Below are 25,309 nucleotides of genomic sequence, written 5' to 3'. Positions count from 1 at the left end.
GAAAAGAAAACAAAAAACTGTCGGCGAACGCAGACCGAAATTCATTCCCACCCGGCTCGCTCCGCTCTCCGAGGATGGGGACTTCTTTTGGAATTCGTTAAAAAGGCCTGTCTCAAAAACACCGATGTAACGACACATTTTTTTCTTTGTAAGATTAAAGAAGGACAGATTACTTATCAAGATCCGGATGATTCCATCGAGGAAATTGCTTGGAAGACATCTGACGAATCATTGAAGTTGGAGCATGACTACCCGGAAGACCAAGAAACATTGCTTTCATTTTTATGGACATCAGGTTGCCAAGCCTTTTGAATTTCATGAAACCCCTCCATGCGCAATGCAGAATAATTTTTCGGGGTGGTGCTCTTTCAGATGTTGTCTTATTTAGCGATAAACAATTCAGGCAGCATAGCTACTCCGATAGAAAGCTTTTTACTTCTTCTTTGCTAAGTGAATCCTCCTCTAATATGCCTCCGCTATACAGGCCGTTCTGCTCTTCTATGATGCCGGCGTAATTGACAATGTAGTAATAGCTATCGGTTACATGCTTCAGAAGAAAGAGTAAGTACGTTTCCCCTTCCTCCACAAAATCCGTCGATTGATTCAGTTCCACCTTCCCGGGAGCTGTTCCTGAAATTGCTTCGGTTACTTCCAGCGTGGCGATTTGGGCATAGATTCCACTACTTGTTTCTTTGGTGATTGTATCTTCGACGGTCGCAAACGCAATTAAATCCGCTTCCGTTTTCATCTCTTCCAACGTCATAGCCGGCCAGTCTGCAGCGGCTGCCGGCTCATTGGAACCTTCCGCATTTTCATGAATCCCGGCCTCGCAGCCGGAAAGAACAAGAGAGACTGAAAGTACTCCAATAATAATTTTTGACGGTTTCATTGTATCCCACCTTCTATGGATTCGTCGGTTATTCAGGATAGAAGTTTCACGGAATACAGGAATTGCCATTCATCTTTGGCAAGCACCAATGAACCATCATGGCCATTGGACGTTTCTCTATTGAAATGACCCGTAAAGTTTCTGGAATTATATGTTAAGTATATATTTATTGAAAAATTTGATAATAATGAAACCAGATTCTTCCTGTTCCGTAGAATTAACCAAGCGACACGATAATAGGAGGGATGGGATGATTGGCCATACCGGAATGGTTCCAAGTAAGAAAGAAGAAATGACGCTTAAAAAAGTAATGAATGGATATGGGATATGTGCGTTCCTCGGTCTGATCCTATCCAGTCTCAACCATCCGGTTACCGGAATCGAAAACATGCAAATAATCCATAGCCGGGAGTTGCGGATGCATCAAAATGAAATGAAGGGATTTTTTCTTTTCATACTCGCAACTGCAGTTTTGTATTTTTCCTTGATTAACGGCTATTTCGTTCAGAAGGTGAGAAGAGCAGCTAAAGCAGCAACGCAGCAAGCTGTAAAACTCAGAGAGAAAAAGGAACAAAAATAACAAGGAGGGGAAGTGCTATGAACACGACGTTGGGTAAATTTCTGCTTGTGTGCTCGTTATTTTTCATATTAGCCAGCTTTTTTGCGCCGTTCGTGTTGCTGACGATTTTTCAGCAATTGTTCATCCAGCCGGAGCAAACCTGGTTTTTTGGCAGTCCATTTCTGAATTACGGTATCTATTTCGTTGCTTTCCTGATCATTGGAATCGCAATCGGTGTTTTCCGGTATGTCTTCTTCAATTCCGAGAAGACCAAAATGGCAACCTTCACTTGTTTTGCCGCCGCTTTAGTTCCGGCTTTCATGGCACTTTCGCTTTCTGCCAATCATTATTATTATTTTGATGAGGAAGGGATTCATCAAAATGGGCTTTTTCAGCTAACAGAGGAAATCCATCCTTGGAAAGATGTAGAGAAAATGACGGTCGTCACGGAAGACACAGCGGGCGGGACCAAACCGGTTTCGATGGTATTCACTGAAAGGGGCGGAGAGGAAATCCTTTTCCCTTTGACCGCACAATTGATCCGAAAGCGAAACCTATTGGAGAGCAGGCTCGTGGAGATGGATGTTACGCTGGATGCCATCTACCGGCAGAGCGATTCATGAATCGGAAAGGCAACAGCAGTACTTTACAATCTGTCTAATATACTTATGAAGGCAACGAAAAAGACTGCGGACAAACCCGGTTAAAGGGAGGTTGTCAGCAGTCTTGGAGGAACAGCGGATTTACTGTTTTTTTCGTTTACTCGTCATCGTCTTCCTCAGCGCCGGTTTCGTTCTCCTCATCTTCCGGCTCGACGAGCAATTCACCGGCTTGGTTAACTTCAACTTCATACTCGATGTTGTCGTCAGCGGCGATGATATCAAATTCGTATTCAGTCGTCCCGTTTTCTTCCTCTGTTTCTTCTTCTACGACTTCACCCGGAACTTCTGTAAGTGCCAATTCTTTCGCTTCTTCAAATGTGACTGCCAGATCTTCTGCTGCCCGGGAGTCCTGCGCCGTGAAAACGGCTCCGGTAAGAACCAGTGCAGAGGCGGCTCCGGCGATTGCCAGTTTCTTGTTTTTCTGCATAAGAACATCTCCTCTTGTATACTATTAATAGTATACCCGCAATAACGGGTCAAAAAAATGATAAAAAGATTAGAATTTGATGAGAAAGCCGCTGATTGCCCGGCTGTCAATAAGAGTAAAAGCGATCACCGATGGAGGAGTAAGGCATGCGAAATGAACAGGAAATGATGGATCTCATCTTACATACGGCCATAGCGGATGAGCGGATCCGCGCTGTCTGGATGAACGGGTCGCGGGCGGACGCGAATGCGCCGAGAGATAGGATGCAGGATTACGACATTGTTTATGCGGTGACGGATATCGAATCGTTTCGGCAGAATCCTGCCTGGATCGACCGTTTTGGCAGCCGGACCATGATGCAGGAACCGGACCAGTTGGATCACGCACGGGGCTGGAAGACTGATATGGAACGGTCTTATATGTATTTAATGCTATTCGACGATGGCAACCGGCTGGACTTGCGGCTGCTGGCAGTATCGGCAGCCCCGGCTGAAGCCCTCGCTGATTCATTGACCGTTCCGCTGCTGGATAAAGATGGATTACTGCCAGGAATTCCGCCGTCATCCGACAAAGATTACTGGGAACAGCGACCGACAGCACCGCAATTCGACGCGGCCTGCAATGAATTCTGGTGGTGTCTTCAAAATGTGGCAAAAGGAATCTGGCGGGATGAGTTGCCTTATGCAAAGAAGATATTCGAGGAGATTGTCCGGGCGCCATTGGATGACATGACGGCCTGGTATATCGGGATGGAGTCCGGCTTCCAGCGCTCGGCCGGCAAGATGGGCAAGTATTTTAAAAAGTACTTACCTGCTGACTGCTGGATGTTATATGAACAAACCTATGCAGACTCGCAAGGAGATAATATGTGGCAGGCGCTGTTCACGGCATGTGAATTGTTCCGGCTGCTCGCGACGGAAGTGGCAAAGAAATTCGGATTTTCCTATCCGCATGAAGCAGACCAAAACATGACTAAGTTCTTGCAGTCCATACGGCAATTACCTCGCGAAGCCAAAGAGATGTTGTGAGAACCTGACTGATACTTGAAAGTATTCCGAAAAGGTGAATTTGGACAAATGTGATGGCTCTCAGCGATGAATCGCTGGCCAGGCACGAATTAACGCGGTTAATTTGTTATGATGAACGGGTAAATAGGAAGAAACAGAGGAATCCGGAAACAGGAGACGCATGACGTCAAAATAATTGAGTGGTGGAAATATGAAATTCTTCAAACGCAATAAACGCGGACTCATCCAGTATGCAAATTACAGCGTGATCGGTCTTCTTTGTGCCGCACTGGACTTGCTGGTGCTGAATACCTTACTGGTGCTGTTTCCGACTAAAGATACATCCTTGCTGATGCTATTCAATACCATTGCTTACACAGCAGCTGTTACCAACAGTTATATATGGAATTCGAAATATACTTTCAAAGTAAGGAAAAGCAAAAAACAATTGATTCCATTCATCAGCCAAGCCATTGTCAGTATGTTTATCGCCAATGGAATATTTTTGGCCGGCATTTGGCTGTTGGATAAACTGCCGTTGTTTCCGGGCTGGGTCGATACGAATATCGCGAAAGGAATTTCGATGTATGCGTCTTTCCAAGCGAGCTTCTTTTTCAATAAATACATCGTTTTCCGGACAACGCCGCTGTTTGGAAAAAACAAAGAAGAAGAGGACAGCAAATGGAATTTCCGGGAGTGGAAAAAACGTAAATACAGCCAGAACTCCCGTTGGTAATGGAAACAATTGCACACACAGCTGTTTTTTCTTTTGGATCATTTAAAAAGTCACAGCAAAAAACCCGACCAGGAGTTACCTGATCGGGTTTCGTTATGGCTGAAATTATATTCTGCCGAAACCGGCGAAATGGTCGCCCCAGTACGGGCCGTAGACGCTATCGATATTGACGCTGCCGCCGTTAGCGGAAATCATCTTACCGTTGCCGAGATAGATCCCGATGTGCGAGATGCCCGCTTTGTACGTGCCGGCGAAGAATACGAGGTCGCCCGGCTGCGGGTTGCTCACTTTATCCGCCATGTTGTAATAGCCCTGGGCATTCGTACGGCCGATATCATGGCCCGCTTTGTTCAGCGTGTAGTAGATGAAGCCGCTGCAGTCAAAACCGGCCGGTGACGATCCGCCCCAAACATAAGGAACGCCCGCGTACTGCTTCGCGATACTTGCGACCGATGAGTACGAATTGCTTTCATACTGCGCTTTCACGCTCGGTGCCGAGCTGGATGAAGAGCCGCCGCTTGTCCGGATCGTCTGGCCCGGGTAGATCAGGTGGCCGGAAATGCCGTTGATCGACTGCAGGCTGGAAACGGACGTGCCGTAGTCCTGCGCGATTTCATACAACGTGTCGCCGTAGCTGACCGTATGGGTCGCTGCACTTGCTGGTGCGGCAACGGCAGAAGACAAGGCGACAGTAGCAGTAAGGGTGAGTAACGCTTTTTTTGTTCTTTTCATAGTAATGATGTGCTCCTTTGTGATCGGGAATCCATTCGTACCATCCGGTAACTGGCAATCCGCGAAATAGTTTGAGTTTTGGGTCCGTGTCAGCAGCGCATTAAAACCTCTATAATTATGATTCTTGATTTCATTTATCTTGATGCACGAATTCTCGAAGTTGCTTATCTTTTGAAGCCTTGCTCAGTGTATCATGGATAAATGCAAAATAAACCCTTGTAATGGCTTTGTGAAGAAAGCTACATCGCTTTGTTATAGTCTGTTTTATATTTAATGTTTTGTAACAAAGTCTTTTGATCCTATTCTATATAGAAGGAAATCAATGAAAGAAGAAGGCGGTACAAGCTATAATAGGAAAAGTGAAGGCATAGTTTAAGTTGCCGATCCGCCAGTTGACTGAAGAAAACGGAGGGGGGACAGGCCATGCTGAAGAAGCGGCTCCTATCAGTGTTAGTGCTGCTGGTCATGCCAATCCTGCTATTATCCGTCAGTCCGTCGAACACGGCTTTACCGACAGCGACATCGGAATTGATACTGCCGGTGGAACCTTCGGGAACAGGTGTGGTGCGCTATCAGGAATTCCATTCGGATGTTTTGGAACGATCCTATGCATATACAATTTATTTGCCGGATGGATATGGTCTATCAGGCAAGATTTATCCGGTTGTGTATCTTTTGCACGGTTCAGGCGGCACCGAGTACGACTGGCTGGACAATGGCCGGGCAAAAGAGACGGCCGATAACTTGATCGGAAGCGGAGCGATTCCACCGTCCATCATCGTCATGCCGCGCAGCAATAGCTGGTGGATCGATGGCTATAACGGAAAAGAGAAAACGGCTTTTTTCAATGATTTGATCCCGCACGTTGATCGAATGTGGCGAACGATTGCCGCAAAGGATGGACGGGCGGTTGCCGGCTTATCTGCTGGCGGTTATGGGGCGGTAAACTTCATTTTGGAACATCCGGAATTGTTTGCGGCAGGTGCGGCACTCAGTCCGGCGGTGTATCCGCTCCAGCCACCCGACGCCTCTTCTGCATTGCGGCATCCGGCTTTTTTGGCGCCGACGGGCGAGTATGACCCGCAACTATGGAGTGAGTCCATCTATACCCGGCACCTCGGAAAGTACAGAGAACAAGAGATCAAGGTGCCGCTTTATATTAATTCAGGTGCGGATGACCGGTTTGGCATTGCAGATCATGCATTGACGCTTTATCGGGAACTGCGGAAAGTGCAGCCGGAACTAGTGGAATTCAGCCTTGTGGAAGGCGACCATGAATGGGCTGTATGGAGAAAGACACTGCCGGAAGCGCTGACTTACATGTACCGATTTGTAAGCCCGCCCCGGAAAGCGGATGGATTACTGGAATGATGGACGGAATTGGTTCTGAGAAATACGCGGCTTGAAAGGGGGAGCGGTCTTGCCGGCTTTTATATGCATCACTTGTGGTACACAATATGCACCATCAGCGCAGCCACCGGCGCATTGCCGGATTTGTGAGGAAGAACGGCAATATGTAAATATAGACGGACAGCAATGGGCGACATTGGATGAGCTGCGGGAATCCGGCCGGTATTCAAACCGGATTGAGCAGATCAGCGAACGCATTTATTCGATTACCACCGCACCGAAATTCGCAATCGGACAGACGGCTTATTTCATAAAAGGACAGAAAGTCAACCTCCTTTGGGATGCCGTTACGTTCCTTGATGAAGAAACCAGCCGGTTTTTTGAACAGCAGGGAGGGATTGACGCGATTGCGCTGTCACATCCCCATTATTATTGTGCAGTGGCGGAATGGTCGGAAGAATTCAAGGCCGATGTTTACATCCATGAAGCGGACGCGGAATGGATCGTGAACCCCGGCAGCCGGTTCGAGCTGTGGAGCGGGAAGTCCTTGCAACTCAGTGAGGAGTTTACGCTGCATCAGCTCGGCGGTCATTTTGCGGGAGCGGCCATCGCGCACGCGGATATCGGGAAAGGCATCGTTTTTTCGGGAGATGTGATTCAAGTGGCATCCGACCGGAATTGGACGAGTTTCATGTACAGCTACCCGAATATGATTCCATTGCCCATCCCGGTTATCAAGCGTATGAAACAGGACATCAGCCGTCTGGTGTTTGATGAATTGTATAATGCGTTCGACCGCAAAGTGGCTCCGGATGCAAAAGAGAAAGTGCTGAAGTCCGCCGACCGGTACATTCAGGCGCTGAACGGGGAATTATTCGATACGTGACCACGTGACCAAAGGAGAGAATACAGCAGATGAACGGATTGATTTTGGAAGGCGGGGGCATGCGCGGCGTCTATACGGCCGGTGTGCTGGAATACTTCATGGAGAAGAACTTGTATTTGCCGTATGTAATCGGGGTATCGGCCGGCGCCAGCTATGCAACTTCTTATTTGGCCAGGCAACCGGGGCGGAATCGGGAAGTCTCAATCGGCTATATCCATCATCCGGATTACATTTCCCCGCGTAACTTGCTTAGAAAACGGGAATTATTCGGCATGGATCTATTATTCGATGAGCTCCCGAACCAGCTTGTGCCACTTGATTTTGATGCGCTCCATGCCGCACCGGAACAGTTCTGGATCACTGCAACCGATTGCGTGACAGGAGATCCGCTCTATTATGATAAGGCGGAATTGGGGTCGGATGTCCTGTCACTCGTAAGGGCGTCCTGCTCGCTGCCGTTCGTGTCACCGGGAGTGATTTATGACGGGAAAACCTTGATGGATGGCGGCATTTCCGATCCCATCCCGATCGGCAAAGCGCTGCAGGACGGAACGGATAAAAACATTATTGTCCTGACGAAATCAGCGGGCCACCGCAAAAAGCCCTCCCGGCTGATCCGGTCTGCCCGGCTGTTCTATAAACGCTATCCCGGGCTGACGGTGGCGCTTGAAAAGCGCTGGGCGTTATACAATGAAACGATGGAGCGCATCGAAGAGATGGAACGGGAAGGCGATGTGTTCATCTTCCGACCAACCGATGACCACGGTGTAACCCGGACGGAACGCGATCCAGTGAAGCTGGAGAAATTGTACAACCAAGGATATTCGGATGCCAAACGGCAATATGCCGGATTGGAGACCTGGCTGGAAAGTTGAGTTCTTCTTTTGATATCATAATTAAAAAACGGCCGTCAATTCAAATGTGAGTTGATGGCCGTTTTCGTGCTGTCTTTTCTTGCTGCATGCATGACTGGCTTATCACCTGAAGAGCGGAAGCGAGCATTCCAAACAGCAGCGTTGCAAGCGTCATGAAAAACAAAACCGGATCACCTCCGAGTCCGATTTCATCGACGATGATTGCATGGTAGTACATTGCTTGCAGGGAGACAACACCGGTGATCAGTGAGATGCTTAAGACTGAAATCAGTGAAAGAAAAGCATTGAACCGCTTAGGCAATAGAACCACAAAGAAAAGCAGCAATGAGACGAGCAACAGGAACAGAAAAACCGGCCGCAGCAGCGTAAACGTACCGAACGTTTCAAATGATTCATGAATATACAGGGTACTGGCTCCTTTCCAGGCGATGCAAACAGGCTTATGTGGTTTTTTGAAAAAGAGGAACTAAGCATTATTGACGCTATGCAAAGTAAGAAAGTTCCAAATCAGCAAGCTCATTTAAAGGATTGGACAGTTTACGCTGCCATATGAAGATGAAATCAACGCAGTACACGGAGCAGCAGCCAATACAAAAAAGGACATAACAGGTAACGAATACCGGCTTATGTCCCAAAAGCAATCCAATCAAGCTTCATATCCGAGCTTCCTTGAACGAACGGATTCCCAACTTCTAAAGGAGAAAAATGTGCAGGGTGCCGCAACACTTAACACGGCGCACAAGCACAGCCGCAATTCGGCGGGACCATCTCTTTTTTCTTCAATAAGTGGCGAAAGAATTCCTTACTGAACCGGGGATTATGTTGAACGGAAGGTTCAAACTTCCATGCTTCCCGCGCCCGTCGCTCAATTTCTTCTTTGCGTACCTGAATAAATGATTCATGGTCCAGCATGTGATCACTCCTCTAATGAAATTAAATTTATATTAATCAAAAAAAGTTGATTAATAACATAAAAATTTTAACAACAATCGGGTCTGAAGAGACAGCATAGCTCTTCAGACAGGAGGCCATTGATCTGCTCTATATTCAGGCTGTAATAGCTCCAGGTGCTCCGGGTCTCTTTATTGATCAGCCCGGCATCGAGCAGAATCTTTAAATGATACGAGAGCTTGGATTGCGGCATATCCATTAAAGGAGCCAAATCGCAGACGCAAGTCTCTCCGTGCCGGGTAAGCAGGTGCAGTATATGCAGCCGCTTTTTGTCAGCGAGCGCCTTGAATTTCGCCTGATACTGATCAAAGGCCTGCTCGAGTGAAATGTCTTGAAGAGGAATTTCTGAATTCATGGGTTCACCTGCTTAAATCAAGATTTATTGATGAATTAATCGTACTGCTGAAAAACAAGAAAGTCAACTGGTAAATCAATTATTTTTGATCAATCAATCGTCGTTAATTTTCATTTTAACTACAACCCCGAAAGAAGCGGAGCAGGTATCATTGCAAATGCAAATCCGCTAATGGAAAGCGTGTGTCAGAATTGCTGTGATATACTGAAAACATCAACGATAAGGAGTGAAGTGCATGTCGTTTTTAAACAAGATCCGGGCAAGTGCAGGAATGGGTAACGCGAAAGTGGACGCGCGGGTGAACGAAGCGCGGGTTCAGCAGGGAGGAACGGTCACAGGGGAAGTATTCATTGTGGGCGGTGCCGTCGATCAGAAGATCAATGGGCTGTACATTTGGGTCATGACCCAAGTGCTCGTGGAACAAGATGACCGGAAATTCCTTCAGGATGCGGAAATCCAGCGGGTGAATGTAAGTGACGCATTCACAATCAGTGCCAAAGAGGAAAAGATCATCCCGTTTTCGTTCGAATTATCACCAGAGACACCGCTGACAGTCGGCAAATCGGAAGTATGGCTGAAGACAGTCATGGACGTGCCATTCGCAGTGGACCCGAAAGACAAGGATTATTTGGAAGTGACCGGTAACGAAGCGGTGGAGAGAGTGCTTGCTGCAGCCAAACAACTCGGTTTTACTGTAAAGAAAGTGACGAATTTGAAAAGCCGCCGCACGCGCAGCGGCGTTGCACAGGAATTCGAATTCTATCCCGGTTCGGAATTCCGGCAGCATTTCAGTGAACTGGAACTGATTTTCGCGACGGATGCGACCGGCACGACTGTTTATATTGAGATGGATCATAAAGCGAAAGGGCTGGGCGGATTCCTTGCAGCCGCGATGGATATGGATGAGTCACGGATGACGTTGCGCTATGACAGCGGCCGGATGGGTGGCGTCTCGCAAGTGGCGGACGAACTTCGGGATACCTTGCTGGCAAACGCCCGGTAACCGATATACAGATAAAACTTGGGGACAGCCTGTCCTCAGGCTTTTTTTATTCCTTTTCCCGCCGTGCATAAGGAAAGACGTTTAAGAGAGTTGTGTAATAGGAACATATATAGTAGAAGCATTGGTACAGGAGGGAAAAGGACATGGCAGATAAACAAGAACGCAAGGAAGAAGTGGCACAATCATTAAAATCTGAAATGCCCGCAAAAGAAGTAAGGGACGGCGTGGAGATATCAAACCCGCTCGAAATCGCCCAGCGGCTGATCGAGGTGGCGGTGAACGATCTCGGTCTATCCCAAGGTGTTTATGAAATCTTGAAGAAACCGAAGCGCATCATGAAAGTATCGATTCCGGTCCGGATGGATGATGGTACATACCGGGAATTCGAGGGATTCCGCTCTCAGCACATTGATGTGCTCGGGCCAACAAAAGGCGGCGTGCGATTCCACCCGCTCGTTACAGAAGATGAAGTGGCGGCATTGTCTATTTGGATGTCACTGAAGTCGGCGATTCTCGGCATTCCATATGGCGGCGGGAAAGGCGGCATCGTCGTCAATCCGAAAGAATTATCCGAACGGGAACTCGAAGAATTGAGCCGCGGATTCATCCGGGAACTCGAGCCGATCATGGGGCCGGAAAAAGACATACCGGCTCCGGACGTCAATACGACACCGGAAATCATGGGTTGGATGATCGATGAATTTTCCCGCCTGAAAGGCAAAAACGTGCCGGGCACGGTCACCGGCAAGCCGATTATTTTGGGCGGATCTGCCGGCCGGGTGGAAGCGACCGGCCGGGGTGTCGTGTTCACCATCGCCCAGGCGGCGAATACACTGGGTCTCAAACTTGAAGGCATGACTGCTGTTGTACAAGGGTTTGGGAACGTCGGATCCGTCACGGCCAAGCTGCTGACAGAGCGCGGTGTGAAGGTGCTGGGCGTTACGGATGCAGGCGGTGGCGTCTACCACGAAGGCGGACTCGATATCGAGGAATTGCTGAAGCATGCGAAAGAGACCGGAACTGTTAAAGGATTCAACGGTTATGCAGATTTCGGAAACGAGGAGTTATTCAGTGCTGACTGCGACATTCTCGTGCCTGCAGCGCTTGAGAATCAGATCACAGCAGAAACCGGTCCGAAAATCAAAGCGAAAATCGTCGCGGAAGCCGCAAACGGTCCAACAACACCGGAAGGAAATGCCGCGATGGAAGACAATGGGGTGTTTGTCATACCGGATATCCTGTGTAACGCAGGGGGTGTGACAGTTTCTTATTTTGAATGGGTACAGAATACGACCCATCTGGCGTGGACAGAACAGGAAGTCAACGATCGCTTGTTTACGGAAATGACCCAGGCATTCGATGATGTGTATCAAATGAAAGAAAAGAAGAATGTCAAAATGCGGGATGCGGCATACTTGGTCGCAGTCGATCGCTTAGCAAATGCGATGAAAGCGAGAGGCTGGATCAGAGAATAATCTCGTCGAAACGCTACTTTAACCAGTATTAAAATTTATGGTAAAATACAAATCACGCTCAAGTGGGTAATCAATAGTTGATCATACATTAACTATTCCATTCCTGCTTGGGCTTTTTGTGCAGTACGGAGATATTGCAAATTTGCACTAAGCAGAAGGAATGATAAAAGATGATGAAGATTGCAGTTGCAGGTGCGGGGTATGTCGGACTAGTTACAGGTGTGTGTTTTGCGGAAATGGGACATCACGTGATCTGCGTCGACAAAGACACATCAAAGATTGAGAGCATGAAAACTGGAGTTTCGCCAATATTTGAACCAGGCTTGCAGGAATTGATGCGGAAAAATATCAGTGCCGGCAGACTCGAATTTACAACGGATTACAAGTTGGCTTATAGAGACCGGGGCGCAATATTCATTGCAGTTGGAACTCCCGAGCGTCTGGATGGTGCTGCTGATCTGACGCATATAGAAGAAACGATAAAACAAATTGCAGGAATGATTGAGCAGGATAGCCTTATTGTTATCAAATCCACTGTGCCTGTTGGGACGGCTGAACAGATGGAATCAATGATTCGTCTGTTTTTAAAAAACGATGTGAAAGTGGAAGTGGCATCTAATCCGGAATTCATGTCTCAAGGTTCTGCCATTCGCGATACATTATATGGCGACCGGATCATTATTGGAACAGCAAGCGAAGAAGCTGAAATCTTGCTCCGGACTATTTATGAACCATTTGAGCTCCCGATTGTCACAGTGAGCAGAAAATCAGCGGAACTGACTAAACTTGCCGCTAATGGGTTCCTGGCTCTAAAGATCTCGTATATGAATGATATCGCCGCTTTAAGTGAAGCGGTAGGAGCGGACATACAGGAAATTGCCAAAGGCATGCGCCTGGATGGCCGGATCGGCAGCAGTTTTCTCAACGCGGGGATAGGATTCGGAGGTTCATGTCTCCCAAAAGACATAAAAGCCCTTGATGTATACGCTCGGGAAAATGGACAGGAGCTCAAGATGATCAAAGCGGCACGGGAAGTGAATGATAAACAGCAGACCGTGTTATTCAGAAAGGCAAAAACATTGCTGGAAGAGTTTCACGGACTCAAAATTGCTGTATTAGGACTGACGTTCAAACCTGAAACCGACGATATACGGAACGCGGCTTCTCTCGTTAACATAGAGTTGTTGCTTAAACATGGAGCGGAAATCCAAGCATATGATCCGACGGGCGCGAAGAAAGCTGCCGCCGTTTTCCCGGAAGGAAAACATGGCGAGGGAACCATTGCTTATAGCCGAACGCTTGAGCAAGCTTTAGAAGGGGCGGATGTTTGTTTTATATTTACAGAGTGGGAAGAGATTAAATCGCTGCGTCCCGCTCTATTTAAACGTTTAATGCATTCTCCTTATGTCTTTGACGGACGGAACTTGTTCGATCTTCAGGAGATGGATGACGCAGGTATAAAATACACTTCGATCGGCCGCTGAATTGGCGGCTTTTTCATTTATTAATTTGGCGGTCTTCGGCTTCATTTAGAGACACTTTAATGATGCGAATCAAAAACGCAGGAAACTCAGAAAATTGTATTGACATTGATTCTCATTACCGGTAGACTTACAAATATAAAAGATAATGAGAATCGTTATCACCGAAGGGAGAAAGTCATGAAGAAATCAACATTATTATTTGCATCAGTCACACTGGCTGGAACATTATTAGTCGGCTGTGCGGGAGAGACGGAAGAAGCTGCAGAAGAGGCAGTTACAGAAGAAGCAGTGGCTGAAGAATCGACTGCTGAAGAAGTGGTGGAAGAGGAAGCGGCACCAGAAGAAGATGTTGCAGAGGAGGAAGTTGTTGAAGAGACAGAGACACAAGAAGTGACGGATGCAGCGGTGGAAGGATCGGATACGGCACTTCTGGTTGCTGATTATCAGGCAATTATGGCTGAACTCGGCAAAATGAAAGAAGATCAGCCGGTGGATTGGGCGTTAGTTGAGAGTACATACGCAAATGAATTAAAATCGGCAGCTGCTGATTTCGATAATTTCATCGCATCTGGCATTAATGCGGGGACGAGCGAAGAACTGGATCCGAATGTAGCCCGTCAATTGATTGATAAAGGCATTCAGTCATTTTTCTACCAGTATCAAAAAGACCTGCAGTCTGAAGCGGCAGAAGCTTTGGCAGCCGGCGACCAGGAAGCGGCGAATGCCACTTTTGCAGAGTTGAACTACTTGGTGGATACGGTATTTATTCCGACAGCGGAAAAACGTGACGCTTTTTATGAACTGGCAGCAGAAGACAGCATTGTCGGCAATATTGAAAATGGCCTTGCCCTTCAGCAAGAGGCATTGGAAGCTGGAAATGCAGAAGATTTTGCTGTGTATAAACAAGTGACGGATAAATCCATCTACAGAAGCTATTACTTGGCTTCGAATTCCTATGTAGAAAAAATTGCACAAGCTGTGGCAGAAGGAAACGCTGATCCTGCCGACCTTCAGATTATGCAGGCAGAAGCGCTCGGCTTCTATCAGGCAATCCAGGGATCGTTATCAGGAGGAGATGAAGAAGCAGCGGCAGAACTTCAGACGCTATTCGACTTCAGCACAACTGACCCGGCCACACTGGATCCGGAAGCAGTGGAAGCACTGTTCAGTGAGGCGTTTATCGCCAAAATCGCCGGCTACCACCAGAAAGCTGCAGACACAGTGGCAGCGGGTGACATTGCAACAGCACGCATCCAGGCAATGGAAGCGAACGTATTTCTGAAAGCGATTGAACTGGATCTGATTGAAGAGCTCGGAGAGGAACAGACGGCCACACTGCTTGAAGAAGCTCAATTGTGGTATGAAGCGATTGCGAACGGAGATGCAGAAGCTGCAGCAGCGCACAGCGAAGCGATCGTTCCAGTTATTACAGGCTTAGTTGAATAACGATACATCCGTTTGAGATGGTAAGGCAAGGATAAGCGATGTCTTATTCTTGCCTCTCTCTGTATAATCGGCAGATGAATAGGCAGGTGACCAAAAGTGAAAGTTCTCATTACAGGCGGCGCCGGGTTCATCGGCAGTCATTTAGCCAAGAAACTGCTGTCCGCTAAGCATAATGTGACGATTGCTGACAGTTTCGATCCTTACTATCAGCCGGACCGAAAAAAACAACAGCTGGCCGAAGTGGAAAAATTGAACTTACCTTTTACTTTCCTAGAAATGGATTTGCTCGAAGAAGACAATTGCCGAAAAATAATTCTAGATGGACAGTTTGATGCTATAATTCATTTGGCCGCTTTGCCGGGAGTTCCGGCATCGCTGCTGAATCCCGCCCGGTATATCGATTATGATGTGAAGATGACGGTCAATTTACTGAAACAAGCGAGTGAAGCAAATGTGGGGCATTTCCTGTTTGCCTCTTCCTCTTCCGTCTATGGAAACCAATCGGGAATGCCACTCCAGGAAGATATGGCAAATGGACGGACAGCTTCTCCTTATGCAGCAGCAAAAGCAGGAGCCGAAGCGTTTTGTCGCGCGTACGAGTCCCTATATGGCTTTAAATTGACGATACTTCGCTTTTTTACCGTTTATGGACCATGGGGGCGCCCGGATATGGCAATCACAAATTTTGTCTTCAATTTACTGGAAGGAAAGCGGATAAAAGTTTTCGATCGGAATTCAGCTCGGGATTATACTTATATTGATGATATAGCAGACGGGATAAACCGGGCGCTTGTCCGTCCGGGCAACAGCGCCATCTATAATTTAGGCGCAGGCAGTCCAGTGTCCATGCAGCAGCTATTGGAGTTGCTTGAGGTCCGGTTTCCGGCAATGGAAATTGAAGTGGCCGGCAAACGGCCTGGAGATGTAGAAGAGACGTGGAGTGATATCACAAAAGCGCAGCTGGATCTTGGATTTTTCCCACAGGTACAGCTGGAAGAAGGGTTGGACCTGACCATCCAATGGGCAAAAAACTACTTAAACCGTTAATTCATATAGGCAGCCTGCTGCTCTTCCTGTTCTTTCTATTCCTCACTGTCCGTTTTTTTGATATCGGTCTGTTGATTCAGCAACTCCGGCAAATCTTTTTCAACGGTCATTGGTTTGTCTTTCTTACAGCCTGTTATTTATCCGCTTTCGTATTGCGGACAATGGCCTGGAAAATGTATTTAAAGGGACAGCATCCATTTCGGGTCTATTTGTCTGCTCTTTTCTACAGCCTGTTTATTAATCATATTTTCCCATTCAAAGCAGGTGAAGTTGTCCGGACCGGCGTGTTGGCCGGTGAGCCGGAAATGGACATCGATACTGCGGCTCATTCGGTGATCGTCATGCGGCTGCTGGATTTGGCTTGCCTCGGCAGCCTGTCGCTCGCCGGCGCTTTGGTGTTCGGAGTTTCTCTTGATACTCATTTTCTTTTCTTACTGGTTTCCGTCTGCTTCGTTATAGGGTTGGGTATGCTATGGATACTTCATAAAAAATCCCCTGCTTTTTACCGGAAACATTCGGCGATATTGGAAGCGGCACTCAGTCTTAAACGTTTTCCGCTTATTCTGGGATTGATTGGATTCAGCTGGATACTGGAAGCGGTTGTCCTCTATGGTTTTATCAAAGGAACCGGACTGGATCTGGCCTTCTTGGAAGCCATTTGGGCAAATAGCCTGACTGTAGCTTCAGGGGTGTTCCAATTTGCCCCGGGAGGGCTGGCGACATACGAAAGTGTGTTGAGTTTTGCGCTTGTGCAAACAGGGTTCGACTGGGCTCAGGCCTATCATTTAGCCATCATTACGCACGGCTATAAATTTCTTTTTTCATTTGCAGCCGGTGCATCCGCACTTATACTTCATCCGATTCCGCTGCTTCAGCTGAAGAAGTGGACCCTGAAGAAAGGAAGGCAAGTATGAAACAAGCCTCGAAATTTGAAAAAACAGCAGCACGGTGCTGGAATCTGTTGAATGAAGGCAAGCCCTTCACGCCGATTTTCGTCTTTGGAACGATGCTGCTTTACCATATGACAGAGTGGGGAAGTTCCGTGTTCTGGAATGCGTTCTTCCTGTCGCTCTTATGCATTGTGCCTTTGCTTGGTTTATTTTTTAAATTTGATTTTCCGCTCTTTTTGCGAAATTATTTATGGCTGCCGGTTATCGCCTATTTGATGGTATTCGAGACATATAATCTCGGACTGCTGCTATTGGCACTCGGGCTCTACTTTTTCTTTACCGTCTGGTTCTGGGGTTCGTTTTACTACCATTTGCGGATTGGCGTCACGCTGTGGAACTTCAAACGATTCTGGAAACTTGTGCTGAAAAACAGCGATTCCACCAGCGGCAATGCACAAGAGCAGATGCCGAAATTTCTCCTTCTGCTGTCTTTCTGGGATTTGCTGTTCCGTACATTTGTGACGGATCAAGCCGCCTCATTCGAATGGGGAACATATGGTTTATTTCTCGCCGGGCTGTTCGTCTATACGTTGATCCTTCATAAAAACTTATTTGATTGGAAACCGGCAGAATACAGTAGTTACCTCGATTCGGCCAGCCAGAGTTTACGACCGGTCAATGACCGCGTGATTACCATTGTCATCGACGGCATGCGGAAAGAACGATTTTATGAAGCTGATACCCCATTTCTGGATCAGCTGAGGAAGAATGGCACGGAATATACGCAAATGGAAACGGTTTATCCGGCGAGAACGGTCGTTTGCTTCACGTCCATGATGACAGGCACTTACCCGCGTGAACATGGCATCACATCGAATATGGTCTGGAAGCTCGGAACAAAAGCAGAAACGGTTTTCGATTCGTTGCGGAAAGTCGGGAAAAGCGGCCGGCTGCTCGGGATCGCTCATTTGGTCGATTCAATGGGAGCGGATGTCGACACCATCACTGCCGTCATGAACAAGGATGAAGCGGACCGGAATACCATAGAGCGGGCCAAAGAAATCATGGAAGCGAAGAATCCGGATTTCTTTAAGGTCCAGTTGATCGGAACTGACCAGATCGGTCACAGCCGGGGTGTGCTGTATGATGAATACCTGGAAAAGATCGCGGAAGCGGACCGGCTGATTGAAGAATTCGTCGGCTGGCTTGAGAAAAAAGGATATATGAAAAACACAACACTCATCGTGTGTGCAGATCACGGCCAGGCGGACGGCATTGGCGGCCATGGCCATTTGGATGAAGGGGAACGGTTTGTGCCATTCTTCATGCATGGGACCCAAATCGCCAGAGGGAAAGTAGTGGAAGACCGCCACAGTCTCGTCTCTCTCGCATCAACCGTCACTTATTTGCTTGGTGCACCGTTCCCGGAAAAAAGCAGAGGCCCTGTTCTGCATGAAGCGATTGAGCCAGTGCAAAAGGAGAACGTGTCATAATGAACCAACTTGTAATTGTATTTTTGCCCGCTCATAACGAAGAAGAAACCGTCGGGGAAGTGATCAGTAAAATTCCCCGGCATTTCCACCCGGAAGTGACAGTGGAAGTGCTCGTTGTGGATGACGGATCACAGGATGGAACAGTGGCAGCCGCTGCAGCTGCCGGAGCGGATCACATCATATCACTTCCAGCCAATAAGGGACTGGGAGCGGCGGTGAGGGAAGGTCTTTTCCGTTGTGATAAGCTCGGGGCGGATATTGCTGTCATGATCGATGCGGATAATGAATACCCCGCCTGGCAAATACCTGACCTTCTGGAGCCGCTGTTAAATGGAGAAGCCGATTATATAATGGGCTCCCGTTTTTTAGGTACGATCCGTGGTATGCGGCTGAACCGCCGGCTGGGGAATTATTTTTTTACGTTCCTGCAGTCGGTACTGGTGGGAAAGCGTATCGCTGACGGTCAGTCCGGAATGCGGGCGTTTTCAAAGCAGGCGATGCAACATGCTGATATCATTCATGATTATAATTATGCCCAGGTGATTACATTGAACCTCATCCGAAAAGGTTTCCGGATGAAAGAAGTGCCCATTGATTACCAAGTCCGTTCAAAAGGGCAATCCTTCATTAAATTCAAAGCATACATGCTGGCCGTGTTCCCTGCAATCGTCAAAGAGATGTCACGCCCTGTCGGAAAAATCACCATTAATCCCACTGCCCATGCAGTAAAGTCAGATAGAGGGAAACAGAAAGCCTCTTAATTAAAAAATTACCTGCTTCGTCAGTTCTTTCTGTTGGCAGGCCTGGTAAGGAGGGAAACAATGAAAAAAACATTTATAACTTGCGTCAGTCTGCTGCTTGTCCTCTTGGTGCAGATTCAGACTGCTTACGGATACACGTATGGTGATCCCAATGAAGAAAAAGTGGCGGAAGCTTATAAGGAAGTGGTTCTTTACTTGAACGAATCCCCGCCGAATTTTGAGAGTTCGATCGCCGTATTCGAAACGGTGAAAGAAGAAGTTGATATGCATATGGGTCCGGAACCGGGTCAGGCGATCATCAGTCACCTGGAAAATGAAAATAAAGAAGATGCTATTGAAGCGTTCGAAAAAACACTCGCTCTCAATATCGCCCGCCGGCTGGAGAATGTGGATAAAAACTTCACCGAGTATGATACAAGCAAAAAATTATTGGCGAAAGCTTATGCTACATATGAAGCCCTTGTTCCGGCAATCGAAGAAAGAAATGCGGAACTGAACCTTCAATTGAAGCTGGAGTTTGAAGGAGCGCTTGAAGCGATCGGCAATCCCGGGCTCTTTGGGGTCGGAGAAAAGGAAGCGGATTACGATCAATTCATCGTCCATAAAGATGCCATCCTTTCCTCTTTGCAGGAAACGTTCGGACTGGCGAGCATGGAAGTCAGCCATTATTCTGCAGAGGATTTCCAGGTGGCGGAAGAAGCGTCGGCTGTTAAATCATCAGACTGGACGGACTTGTCCAATTTGAAAAATTGGCTGCCGCTGCTCCTTTTAATCACTGTTATTTTGGCGGTCGTGTTATATGTCGCCCGGAAACGGAAAAAGATTCAATAAGGATTTGTCAGAGAAAGGAGAATGACAATGGAAGTACAAGCGCTGCTGATCACCTTTCGTGAAGTGCTGGAAGCATTGCTCATTATAGGGATTATCAACACCTACTTGCTGAAAACACAGAACGGCAAGTATAAAAAATATATCTGGCTCGGAGCAGGACTTGCAGTCGTTGCCAGTATTGCTGTCGCTTTTCTGTTCCAAGTCGTTTTTACCGGTTTTGCCGCAATGGGCAGTGAAATCTACTTGAAAATCGGGATCATGCTTGTGTCTTCTATTCTTCTGACCCAGATGGTGTTCTGGATGGCAAGCCACAGCAAAGACATCAAAAAGAATATGGAAGGAAAAATGGATAAGTTCATTTCTACCGGCAATGTAGCCGGCATGATCATCCATTCATTCCTGGTTGTTCTTCGGGAAGGGATTGAAACGGTCTTTTTCTTTGCGGCCATAACCGGCGGAGACATCGGCGCTGCTCTAGAAGGCTGGGGCGCCATCACAGGGGCGTTGATTGCAGCGACTCTGTCTTATCTGTTATTTAAAGGAACTATGTCAATTCCACTCAAGACATTTTTCAAAGTCACAGGCGTATTCATCGTTTTGATTGCTGCAGGACTGTTCGTGCAGGCGATTTCAATGATGCAGGACATTAAGGTGATTGGCAGTGTCGTACCGCACCTCTACAACTTGACTTGGCTGCTGCCGGAGCATCCGATCGATCATGCACACTTTGTTCGGGATACGGGGTTGACGCCGGTTTTCTCAGGTGACATCGGTATTTTTCTGAAGGCATTGTTCGGTTATTCCTCGATGCCGTCTCTTGAAGAAGTGGTGGCTTACTTGGGCTACTTCCTGGTTATTTATTTGCTGATCAATGTAAAAAGCACTTCTGCTGTTCCTGCTCGAGCAAAACAGAGATCAGAAACTCAGGAAAAAGAAGCGTTTCATCAAACCGAGAAAAAGAAACAAAACATCGTCAGCGACATAAATTGAAGAAATATCCCGGGCAAGACGAATACAACGTATTCAGTCTTGCCTGTTTTCTATTGCTTTGAGAGAAAGTTGCTGAGGAAGCTTGCGCAAGGAGGTCATTATGGAAAAAAGCAAGTTTGCGATTTTGAATTCCCGCCAGTCACTCATTCGGATGGCCAGCTTTGCATTCGGTGTTCTGCTCCTCGGATTGCTGACGGTCTTTCGGCTGGTATACAGTAGCACTTATGCAAGGTCATGGGACCATGTCGACTTTGCTCTGGCACTCGACCGCTATGATCTTATGGCGATGCAGCCCCACTTTCCCGGCTATCCGTACTTCATCTTCGGAGGTACTTTGGTCCATGAATGGATCGGGGACCCGGTACAAGCGCTGGCTGTCTTCAATGCCATCATGCTGTTACTGGCAGCGCTTCCGATTTACTGGATCGCCAGGCGAAGGCTTGCACCTTTGGAAAGCCTGACCACTTGTCTGGCAGTCGAATCGCTTGGCTATTTATCTGTCATGGGAACAGAAGCGATGAGTGAAGCGACTGCTGTCAGTGTGCTGTTCTGGTACTTATGGAGTCTCGTATGGGCTTATGAAAAAAAAGGGACGCCCAGTCAATTGCTGCCCATCATCTTATTCAGTGTACTGTTAGGAGTCCGACTCTCTTATCTCCCGTTCGGTTTAGGCTTGCTGCTGCTGTTTTTTGCAACACGGAAAAGATTTCAGACGACTGGCAGATTTCTGGGCTATTTGGCAGGCCAATGCCTGCTTGTTTTTTTGTTTCAGCTGGTATGGATCAGTGCGCTGATCGTATCAGAAGGAAGTATGGTCACATTCATTTCCCTGTCGCTGCAGTTCGTTAACGGGCATTTCAATGAGTGGGGAGGAGCGGTGACTGCTGAGTCGACTCCTATCATCAGCCGGGCGGCCACACTGCTGTTTACGAACATTCTCTGGGTCGGAATATCGGGAGGTTCATGGATTGGGGCATCGGGTATGGGAGTGCTGTTTTTTTACGCCAGCTGGCTGCTTATCAAGCGCCGATCCGGTTTGTCCAAGCTCGCAATTTTCGCCATGGTCTTATGGCTCAGTTACTTTTTTTGGGCATTGTTTGCTCAAAATATCGATAAACCCCGGCATGCCTTGCCGCTTGCAGTTATGGCAGTATTCCTTCTAAGCATATTTGTATTGAAAAGAGAAACCCGGAAGTTCGGACGATTGCTACTTCTTACAATAATTGCGATACAATTCTTAATTAGCTACGATCTTATGCAGGAAAAAGCGGAAGAAGTCCCTGCGGTTTATCAGCTGGCGGAATACTTAACAGATTACCCTGATCCCTTTATCATTTATACTTGGGAAGAAGCAAGGGTTTTTGATTATCTTGGCGTGCCTTACCTATATAGGCAGGTAGAGACCTTTGAAGTATTTGCAAGCATGAACAGTATAGGACCAAAACGGAATTTATTTTTGACAGACCATGTAGTGGAGGGGTTTCGGAATCAGGGCGTGACACTTTCAGGTAATCTTGAAAAGGTGAAATCATTTAAATCCAATCCTCTGTTTGAACCCGTGTACGATGAAATTGTACTTTATGAGTGGGTGAATAATTGATTGCAATGTAAAATGGATGATTCGTGAAAAGCAATTATTGGGTCAGTCGAAGTTGCTGAAACGGAAGAGGAACCAAGCGGCATATTTGCTGAAAACTCTGTCAGTTGGTACTCTTAAAAGGAGGAGGCTGATAGTATGAGTGAACCAATTGAATTGTCGAGAATCAAAGTGTACCAGAAAGACACGCCGAATAAGATACGGGAAGCCTACATCCAAGGATTTGATGAGCCGTTTTTCTTCGGCGTCCATGGCGGTGTCCGTGCGTTTTATGGCGTAGAGACGGAAGTCGAATACCCATCAACGCTTGACCATATTGTGGCAGCTGCAGGCGGCTGACTGGTCGGGACATTGTCCGGCGCGCTGGAAGCGCGTAAAATTCCGACCTCACCGGATAAAGTGAGAGCCGATGTACAGGGTACCATCGAAGCTCCTGAAGGTGTATTGAAAATCACGAAAATCAGTGTGAAATACTTTCTGAAAATACCGGAAGGAAAAACGGAAGCGGCTGAACGTGCGTTAGCTGTTTTTGACCGCGGCTGTCCAGTCGCACAGACCTTAAAAGGGGCTGTGGACATTGAACATGATTGGGAAATTGAAACGTATAGCGAATAGGCATAAGAACACCTGCAAACTTGCAGGTGTTTTTTGATGCGGTTTTCTACGGCAGGTTTGAAACTGACTTTAAAAACTGAAATAGAAGATATCTCTGCGTTTTATTGAAAATAAAGAAGTCGGTTTTGCTGTTCGGCTAATTTAAAACTTTGTAAGGAGTATTGATATATACTCCTCGCTGTGTAGAGCCATCACTTTTCAGTTCGTTCTCGCGATATATTATAAAAAGCTGCTACCGTAAACCCGGTAGCAGCTTTCTTCTGTCTAAGGTTATTTGTTTCCTTCCTCTGATCCGCCAGAGCCGCCTTGGCTTCCGCCTCCACTCTCACTGCGTCGGAATTCCTGAGCAGCCGTAGCCACTGCAGCACCTACGATCCGACCAACTTCTTCCGCTGAATAACGTTTCTCATCGCCGCCGCCTGAGCTTTGGTTCTGCTGTTCGTTGTTCTTTTCTTCGTTTCTGCTTGCCATTTGAATCCCTCCATTAGTGTTTTTTGAGTGCAGTATCCAAATACCTCCGTACGATAGAGATAAACCGCTTTCATAAATAAATTGCAGAAATTTCTAAAAACTGTTCGAAATGCCTTGAATAATAAGAGCTTTTCGACTAGAAGTGAATCGGAAAAAATGAACAGAAAGATATGGCTGAACATAAAATTCTCCCGAAACACCTGTACTTGGTATTGTCCTTTCAAAGGATTTCAAAAGACACCTGCTGTTTTTTAATTGAAAGAAAGGGAAACAGGAACGTAGAAGAGTGGCTGGCTGTACTATCTGTGTAAAGGAGGAAACCAATGAATAGATTACAAACGCATGTGAAGTGGCGGCTGGGGATCCTCGTGGCGCTGGTATACCTGCTGATTCCTTACACACTGGGAATCGAAAGTGACGTCCAAATTACCGATCAGCTGACCTTCTTCGTCAACTGGCTGATTATTGCTGTGATTGCGGCATGGTTTGTCCACCGGTCCCATCCGCGAAATTCGCTGGAACTGATTCTGCTCGGTGTTTTCGTCTTTTACTTATACATACTTCATCAGCTGGTCAGTTACATTCCTCTCAGCTTTTATTTAAGCGGAGAGTATACCCGAGATTTATCAATCATATGGGAGAACGTTAATCTTGTGCCATTTCAAACGATTCAGCATGTTTTTATTTATCCTATTTCAGAAACACACCACATCATCCAGTCAGGCGGCAATCTTTTGCTGCTAGTGCCATTCGCCTTTATTTTACGCCTTTTTGGATTTACAGCTTCCGTTGTGAAAACAACAGCTGTTGTGTTTTTCATCTCCATTGGGATTGAATCATTTCAGTTTGTCCTCAATTTACTGGCATCCGGCCATGCGGGCATTGCACCGGAAAGTAAGACTCGGACGATTGATATCGACGATGTCATTCTGAATACGCTGGGTGGTTATTTGGGTGCTTTGCTTTACTCATTCTATAGCAAAAAAATGAAAAGGTGAAAACAGCATAATGTGGAAACGGTTGTCTTTGCCTTTTTGTGCAGGAAACTTACTGAAGATAAACAGTGATAATATCGGGACACACGTCGACAAAAAGAAGGGAGCGTTATAAAAATAACAGATTCCCATGTACCTTTCTTGCTTTAAAGGATAAGGACGGCTGTACTGCTTTATTCTTTCCTAGAAAGCTAGCCAGACGATAAGGGTAAGGAAAAAAGAACAGGACCTGAGAAATCGGTTGACAGATCGGGTCAAAATATATATCCACAAACAGGAAATTTGAAGCGGGACACTGAAATAGCTAAACTGAAAAAGCAAGATACAGATCAGATAAAGGAGGTGCAAAAATGGCTGCCACAATTACTGCTGCAGAATACACAGAACGCGTAAAGGATACCGGAAAGCCGTTCGTCCTCGAGTTCGGGGCCGATTGGTGACCGGGCTGTAGACACTTGAGACCGGTGGTTTCAAACGTTGCTGAACAAGTAAGTTCAGTGGATTTCTATTATGTAGATGTTGATCAGTCGCCGGAATTGGCCCAACAATTCGGTGTACAAAGCATTCCGACAATGGTTCTTCTGAAGGATGGGGAAGAAGCTGACCGATCAGTCGGGTTCATCCCGGAAGAAAAAGTGAAGGAATTTGCGCAAGTGTAATGACACAAAAAAGCCTCCGCGCATTGCGGAGGCTTTTTTAATTGTTCTGTCATTGACATGCTTGTGATTTTAAAGCTGTTTTCCATGCTTGTAGATTCCGGTTATTCAATTGCGGCGGTATGC

General features: G+C 47.0%; 30 protein-coding genes. 23 read left to right on the top strand and 7 right to left on the bottom strand.

The genetic code is table 11. From position 1 onward, the window contains the following. Positions 1 to 87: 87 nt before the first annotated feature. Complete coding sequence (locus B0X71_RS10515; protein ID WP_077589366.1) at positions 88 to 312, top strand: NUDIX hydrolase; 225 nt, start codon at positions 88 to 90, stop codon at positions 310 to 312. Positions 313 to 412: 100 nt separating this feature from the next. Here B0X71_RS10515 and B0X71_RS10510 read toward each other — a convergent pair whose 3' ends face one another. Beyond that, entirely contained in the window at positions 413 to 889 is a 477-nt protein-coding gene (locus B0X71_RS10510; RefSeq protein WP_077589365.1) for a hypothetical protein, read from the bottom strand. Between the two features lie 250 nt (positions 890 to 1,139). Between B0X71_RS10510 and B0X71_RS10505 the strand changes: the two genes are divergently transcribed. Together B0X71_RS10505 and B0X71_RS10500 are read left to right on the top strand one after the other, a co-directional pair. Continuing rightward, positions 1,140 to 1,469, top strand: coding sequence for a hypothetical protein (locus B0X71_RS10505; protein ID WP_077589364.1), 330 nt, complete (start codon positions 1,140 to 1,142; stop codon positions 1,467 to 1,469). A gap of 17 nt (positions 1,470 to 1,486) precedes the next feature. Then, on the top strand, positions 1,487 to 2,071 hold the full coding sequence (locus B0X71_RS10500; RefSeq protein ID WP_077589363.1) for a hypothetical protein: 585 nt from the start codon (positions 1,487 to 1,489) through the stop codon (positions 2,069 to 2,071). A gap of 136 nt (positions 2,072 to 2,207) precedes the next feature. On the opposite strand, the gene B0X71_RS10495 is transcribed toward B0X71_RS10500, so the two are convergent. Further along, the gene (locus B0X71_RS10495; protein ID WP_077589362.1) at positions 2,208 to 2,537 is read right to left on the bottom strand and encodes a PepSY domain-containing protein; all 330 of its coding nucleotides are present in this window, start codon (positions 2,535 to 2,537) and stop codon (positions 2,208 to 2,210) included. Between the two features lie 146 nt (positions 2,538 to 2,683). On the opposite strand from B0X71_RS10495, the gene B0X71_RS10490 reads away from it, so the two are divergent. After that, positions 2,684 to 3,565 (top strand): aminoglycoside 6-adenylyltransferase, encoded by an 882-nt coding sequence (locus tag B0X71_RS10490; protein WP_077589361.1) that lies wholly within the window; start codon positions 2,684 to 2,686, stop codon positions 3,563 to 3,565. 190 nt (positions 3,566 to 3,755) lie between these two features. Next, complete coding sequence (locus tag B0X71_RS10485; RefSeq protein ID WP_077589360.1) at positions 3,756 to 4,280, top strand: GtrA family protein; 525 nt, start codon at positions 3,756 to 3,758, stop codon at positions 4,278 to 4,280. A 105-nt stretch (positions 4,281 to 4,385) separates the two neighbouring features. Here the strand turns inward: B0X71_RS10485 and B0X71_RS10480 are convergent, their stop codons facing one another. After that, entirely contained in the window at positions 4,386 to 5,012 is a 627-nt protein-coding gene (locus B0X71_RS10480; RefSeq protein ID WP_077589359.1) for a C40 family peptidase, read from the bottom strand. A gap of 423 nt (positions 5,013 to 5,435) precedes the next feature. On the opposite strand from B0X71_RS10480, the gene B0X71_RS10475 reads away from it, so the two are divergent. From B0X71_RS10475 to B0X71_RS10465, 3 genes are read left to right on the top strand one after another with little or no spacing between them, the layout of a single operon-like run. After that, positions 5,436 to 6,383 carry an alpha/beta hydrolase gene (locus B0X71_RS10475; RefSeq protein WP_077589358.1) on the top strand — a complete coding sequence of 316 codons (948 nt, stop codon included), beginning with the start codon at positions 5,436 to 5,438 and terminating at the stop codon, positions 6,381 to 6,383. Between the two features lie 49 nt (positions 6,384 to 6,432). After that, the gene (locus B0X71_RS10470) at positions 6,433 to 7,248 is read left to right on the top strand and encodes an MBL fold metallo-hydrolase (RefSeq protein ID WP_077589357.1); all 816 of its coding nucleotides are present in this window, start codon (positions 6,433 to 6,435) and stop codon (positions 7,246 to 7,248) included. Between the two features lie 29 nt (positions 7,249 to 7,277). Next, positions 7,278 to 8,123, top strand: a complete 846-nt coding sequence (locus tag B0X71_RS10465) for a patatin-like phospholipase family protein (RefSeq protein WP_077589356.1) — start codon at positions 7,278 to 7,280, stop codon at positions 8,121 to 8,123. Positions 8,124 to 8,163: 40 nt separating this feature from the next. Here B0X71_RS10465 and B0X71_RS20980 read toward each other — a convergent pair whose 3' ends face one another. The 3 genes from B0X71_RS20980 to B0X71_RS10455 all read right to left on the bottom strand — a co-directional run bounded on the left by B0X71_RS20980 (position 8,164) and on the right by B0X71_RS10455 (position 9,429). Continuing rightward, positions 8,164 to 8,424: a hypothetical protein gene (locus B0X71_RS20980; protein ID WP_156889856.1), complete on the bottom strand. Its 261-nt coding sequence runs from the start codon at positions 8,422 to 8,424 to the stop codon at positions 8,164 to 8,166. 425 nt (positions 8,425 to 8,849) lie between these two features. Continuing rightward, positions 8,850 to 9,035 carry a hypothetical protein gene (locus tag B0X71_RS10460; protein WP_077589355.1) on the bottom strand — a complete coding sequence of 62 codons (186 nt, stop codon included), beginning with the start codon at positions 9,033 to 9,035 and terminating at the stop codon, positions 8,850 to 8,852. Positions 9,036 to 9,102: 67 nt separating this feature from the next. After that, on the bottom strand, positions 9,103 to 9,429 hold the full coding sequence (locus B0X71_RS10455; protein WP_077589354.1) for an ArsR/SmtB family transcription factor: 327 nt from the start codon (positions 9,427 to 9,429) through the stop codon (positions 9,103 to 9,105). 235 nt (positions 9,430 to 9,664) lie between these two features. On the opposite strand from B0X71_RS10455, the gene B0X71_RS10450 reads away from it, so the two are divergent. From B0X71_RS10450 to B0X71_RS10390, 13 genes are all read left to right on the top strand, one after another. Then, positions 9,665 to 10,432, top strand: a complete 768-nt coding sequence (locus tag B0X71_RS10450) for a sporulation protein (RefSeq protein WP_077589353.1) — start codon at positions 9,665 to 9,667, stop codon at positions 10,430 to 10,432. Between the two features lie 197 nt (positions 10,433 to 10,629). Continuing rightward, the gene (locus tag B0X71_RS10445; RefSeq protein WP_077590969.1) at positions 10,630 to 11,907 is read left to right on the top strand and encodes a Glu/Leu/Phe/Val family dehydrogenase; all 1,278 of its coding nucleotides are present in this window, start codon (positions 10,630 to 10,632) and stop codon (positions 11,905 to 11,907) included. Between the two features lie 170 nt (positions 11,908 to 12,077). Then, positions 12,078 to 13,391 carry a UDP-glucose dehydrogenase family protein gene (locus B0X71_RS10440; RefSeq protein WP_077589352.1) on the top strand — a complete coding sequence of 438 codons (1,314 nt, stop codon included), beginning with the start codon at positions 12,078 to 12,080 and terminating at the stop codon, positions 13,389 to 13,391. A 177-nt stretch (positions 13,392 to 13,568) separates the two neighbouring features. Further along, positions 13,569 to 14,837: a hypothetical protein gene (locus B0X71_RS10435; protein WP_077589351.1), complete on the top strand. Its 1,269-nt coding sequence runs from the start codon at positions 13,569 to 13,571 to the stop codon at positions 14,835 to 14,837. A 96-nt stretch (positions 14,838 to 14,933) separates the two neighbouring features. Further along, entirely contained in the window at positions 14,934 to 15,884 is a 951-nt protein-coding gene (locus tag B0X71_RS10430; protein ID WP_077589350.1) for an NAD-dependent epimerase/dehydratase family protein, read from the top strand. Further along, positions 15,857 to 16,798, top strand: a complete 942-nt coding sequence (locus B0X71_RS10425) for a lysylphosphatidylglycerol synthase transmembrane domain-containing protein (RefSeq protein ID WP_077589349.1) — start codon at positions 15,857 to 15,859, stop codon at positions 16,796 to 16,798. The genes B0X71_RS10430 and B0X71_RS10425 overlap by 28 nt, the downstream gene beginning before the upstream one ends. Then, positions 16,795 to 18,267 (top strand): alkaline phosphatase family protein, encoded by a 1,473-nt coding sequence (locus B0X71_RS10420; RefSeq protein WP_077589348.1) that lies wholly within the window; start codon positions 16,795 to 16,797, stop codon positions 18,265 to 18,267. The genes B0X71_RS10425 and B0X71_RS10420 overlap by 4 nt, the downstream gene beginning before the upstream one ends. Continuing rightward, entirely contained in the window at positions 18,264 to 19,028 is a 765-nt protein-coding gene (locus tag B0X71_RS10415; RefSeq protein ID WP_156889855.1) for a glycosyltransferase family 2 protein, read from the top strand. The genes B0X71_RS10420 and B0X71_RS10415 overlap by 4 nt, the downstream gene beginning before the upstream one ends. Positions 19,029 to 19,088: 60 nt before the next feature. Next, positions 19,089 to 19,859: a hypothetical protein gene (locus B0X71_RS10410; RefSeq protein WP_077589346.1), complete on the top strand. Its 771-nt coding sequence runs from the start codon at positions 19,089 to 19,091 to the stop codon at positions 19,857 to 19,859. A 27-nt stretch (positions 19,860 to 19,886) separates the two neighbouring features. Further along, positions 19,887 to 20,849, top strand: coding sequence for an FTR1 family iron permease (locus B0X71_RS10405; RefSeq protein WP_077589345.1), 963 nt, complete (start codon positions 19,887 to 19,889; stop codon positions 20,847 to 20,849). A gap of 100 nt (positions 20,850 to 20,949) precedes the next feature. After that, positions 20,950 to 22,449 (top strand): glycosyltransferase family 39 protein, encoded by a 1,500-nt coding sequence (locus tag B0X71_RS10400; protein WP_077589344.1) that lies wholly within the window; start codon positions 20,950 to 20,952, stop codon positions 22,447 to 22,449. A gap of 135 nt (positions 22,450 to 22,584) precedes the next feature. Beyond that, entirely contained in the window at positions 22,585 to 22,785 is a 201-nt protein-coding gene (locus B0X71_RS10395) for a hypothetical protein (protein ID WP_077589343.1), read from the top strand. 12 nt (positions 22,786 to 22,797) lie between these two features. Beyond that, entirely contained in the window at positions 22,798 to 23,061 is a 264-nt protein-coding gene (locus tag B0X71_RS10390; protein WP_198038573.1) for an OsmC family protein, read from the top strand. A 270-nt stretch (positions 23,062 to 23,331) separates the two neighbouring features. Here the strand turns inward: B0X71_RS10390 and B0X71_RS10385 are convergent, their stop codons facing one another. Continuing rightward, positions 23,332 to 23,532, bottom strand: a complete 201-nt coding sequence (locus B0X71_RS10385) for a hypothetical protein (protein ID WP_077589341.1) — start codon at positions 23,530 to 23,532, stop codon at positions 23,332 to 23,334. 323 nt (positions 23,533 to 23,855) lie between these two features. Here B0X71_RS10385 and B0X71_RS10380 point away from each other — a divergent pair, with 323 nt between their 5' ends. After that, entirely contained in the window at positions 23,856 to 24,530 is a 675-nt protein-coding gene (locus B0X71_RS10380) for a VanZ family protein (RefSeq protein ID WP_077589340.1), read from the top strand. Between the two features lie 452 nt (positions 24,531 to 24,982). After that, a complete protein-coding gene (locus B0X71_RS10375; protein WP_077589339.1) occupies positions 24,983 to 25,186 on the top strand; it encodes a thioredoxin family protein in 204 nt (67 codons plus the stop codon). Positions 25,187 to 25,309 lie beyond the last annotated feature (123 nt).

It is taken from the genome of Planococcus lenghuensis (assembly GCF_001999905.1).
Classification (GTDB): Bacteria; Bacillota; Bacilli; order Bacillales_A; family Planococcaceae; genus Indiicoccus; species Indiicoccus lenghuensis.
The sequence above is the reverse complement of the archived record's forward strand: the minus strand, read 5'-3'. Positions and strand labels throughout refer to the sequence as shown.

Coding starts and splice junctions, on each gene's coding strand:
- B0X71_RS10455 (WP_077589354.1), bottom strand. CDS start 9,429: ATGAATTCAGAAATTCCTCTTCAAGACATTTCACTCGAGCAGGCCTTT.
- B0X71_RS10405 (WP_077589345.1), top strand. CDS start 19,887: ATGGAAGTACAAGCGCTGCTGATCACCTTTCGTGAAGTGCTGGAAGCA.
- B0X71_RS10485 (WP_077589360.1), top strand. CDS start 3,756: ATGAAATTCTTCAAACGCAATAAACGCGGACTCATCCAGTATGCAAAT.
- B0X71_RS10380 (WP_077589340.1), top strand. CDS start 23,856: ATGAATAGATTACAAACGCATGTGAAGTGGCGGCTGGGGATCCTCGTG.
- B0X71_RS10425 (WP_077589349.1), top strand. CDS start 15,857: ATGGGCAAAAAACTACTTAAACCGTTAATTCATATAGGCAGCCTGCTG.
- B0X71_RS10465 (WP_077589356.1), top strand. CDS start 7,278: ATGAACGGATTGATTTTGGAAGGCGGGGGCATGCGCGGCGTCTATACG.
- B0X71_RS10385 (WP_077589341.1), bottom strand. CDS start 23,532: ATGGCAAGCAGAAACGAAGAAAAGAACAACGAACAGCAGAACCAAAGC.
- B0X71_RS10460 (WP_077589355.1), bottom strand. CDS start 9,035: ATGCTGGACCATGAATCATTTATTCAGGTACGCAAAGAAGAAATTGAG.
- B0X71_RS10505 (WP_077589364.1), top strand. CDS start 1,140: ATGATTGGCCATACCGGAATGGTTCCAAGTAAGAAAGAAGAAATGACG.
- B0X71_RS10475 (WP_077589358.1), top strand. CDS start 5,436: ATGCTGAAGAAGCGGCTCCTATCAGTGTTAGTGCTGCTGGTCATGCCA.
- B0X71_RS10400 (WP_077589344.1), top strand. CDS start 20,950: ATGGAAAAAAGCAAGTTTGCGATTTTGAATTCCCGCCAGTCACTCATT.
- B0X71_RS10500 (WP_077589363.1), top strand. CDS start 1,487: ATGAACACGACGTTGGGTAAATTTCTGCTTGTGTGCTCGTTATTTTTC.
- B0X71_RS10490 (WP_077589361.1), top strand. CDS start 2,684: ATGCGAAATGAACAGGAAATGATGGATCTCATCTTACATACGGCCATA.
- B0X71_RS10395 (WP_077589343.1), top strand. CDS start 22,585: ATGAGTGAACCAATTGAATTGTCGAGAATCAAAGTGTACCAGAAAGAC.
- B0X71_RS10480 (WP_077589359.1), bottom strand. CDS start 5,012: ATGAAAAGAACAAAAAAAGCGTTACTCACCCTTACTGCTACTGTCGCC.
- B0X71_RS10445 (WP_077590969.1), top strand. CDS start 10,630: ATGCCCGCAAAAGAAGTAAGGGACGGCGTGGAGATATCAAACCCGCTC.
- B0X71_RS10450 (WP_077589353.1), top strand. CDS start 9,665: ATGTCGTTTTTAAACAAGATCCGGGCAAGTGCAGGAATGGGTAACGCG.
- B0X71_RS10420 (WP_077589348.1), top strand. CDS start 16,795: ATGAAACAAGCCTCGAAATTTGAAAAAACAGCAGCACGGTGCTGGAAT.
- B0X71_RS10435 (WP_077589351.1), top strand. CDS start 13,569: ATGAAGAAATCAACATTATTATTTGCATCAGTCACACTGGCTGGAACA.
- B0X71_RS10510 (WP_077589365.1), bottom strand. CDS start 889: ATGAAACCGTCAAAAATTATTATTGGAGTACTTTCAGTCTCTCTTGTT.
- B0X71_RS10410 (WP_077589346.1), top strand. CDS start 19,089: ATGAAAAAAACATTTATAACTTGCGTCAGTCTGCTGCTTGTCCTCTTG.
- B0X71_RS10495 (WP_077589362.1), bottom strand. CDS start 2,537: ATGCAGAAAAACAAGAAACTGGCAATCGCCGGAGCCGCCTCTGCACTG.
- B0X71_RS10440 (WP_077589352.1), top strand. CDS start 12,078: ATGATGAAGATTGCAGTTGCAGGTGCGGGGTATGTCGGACTAGTTACA.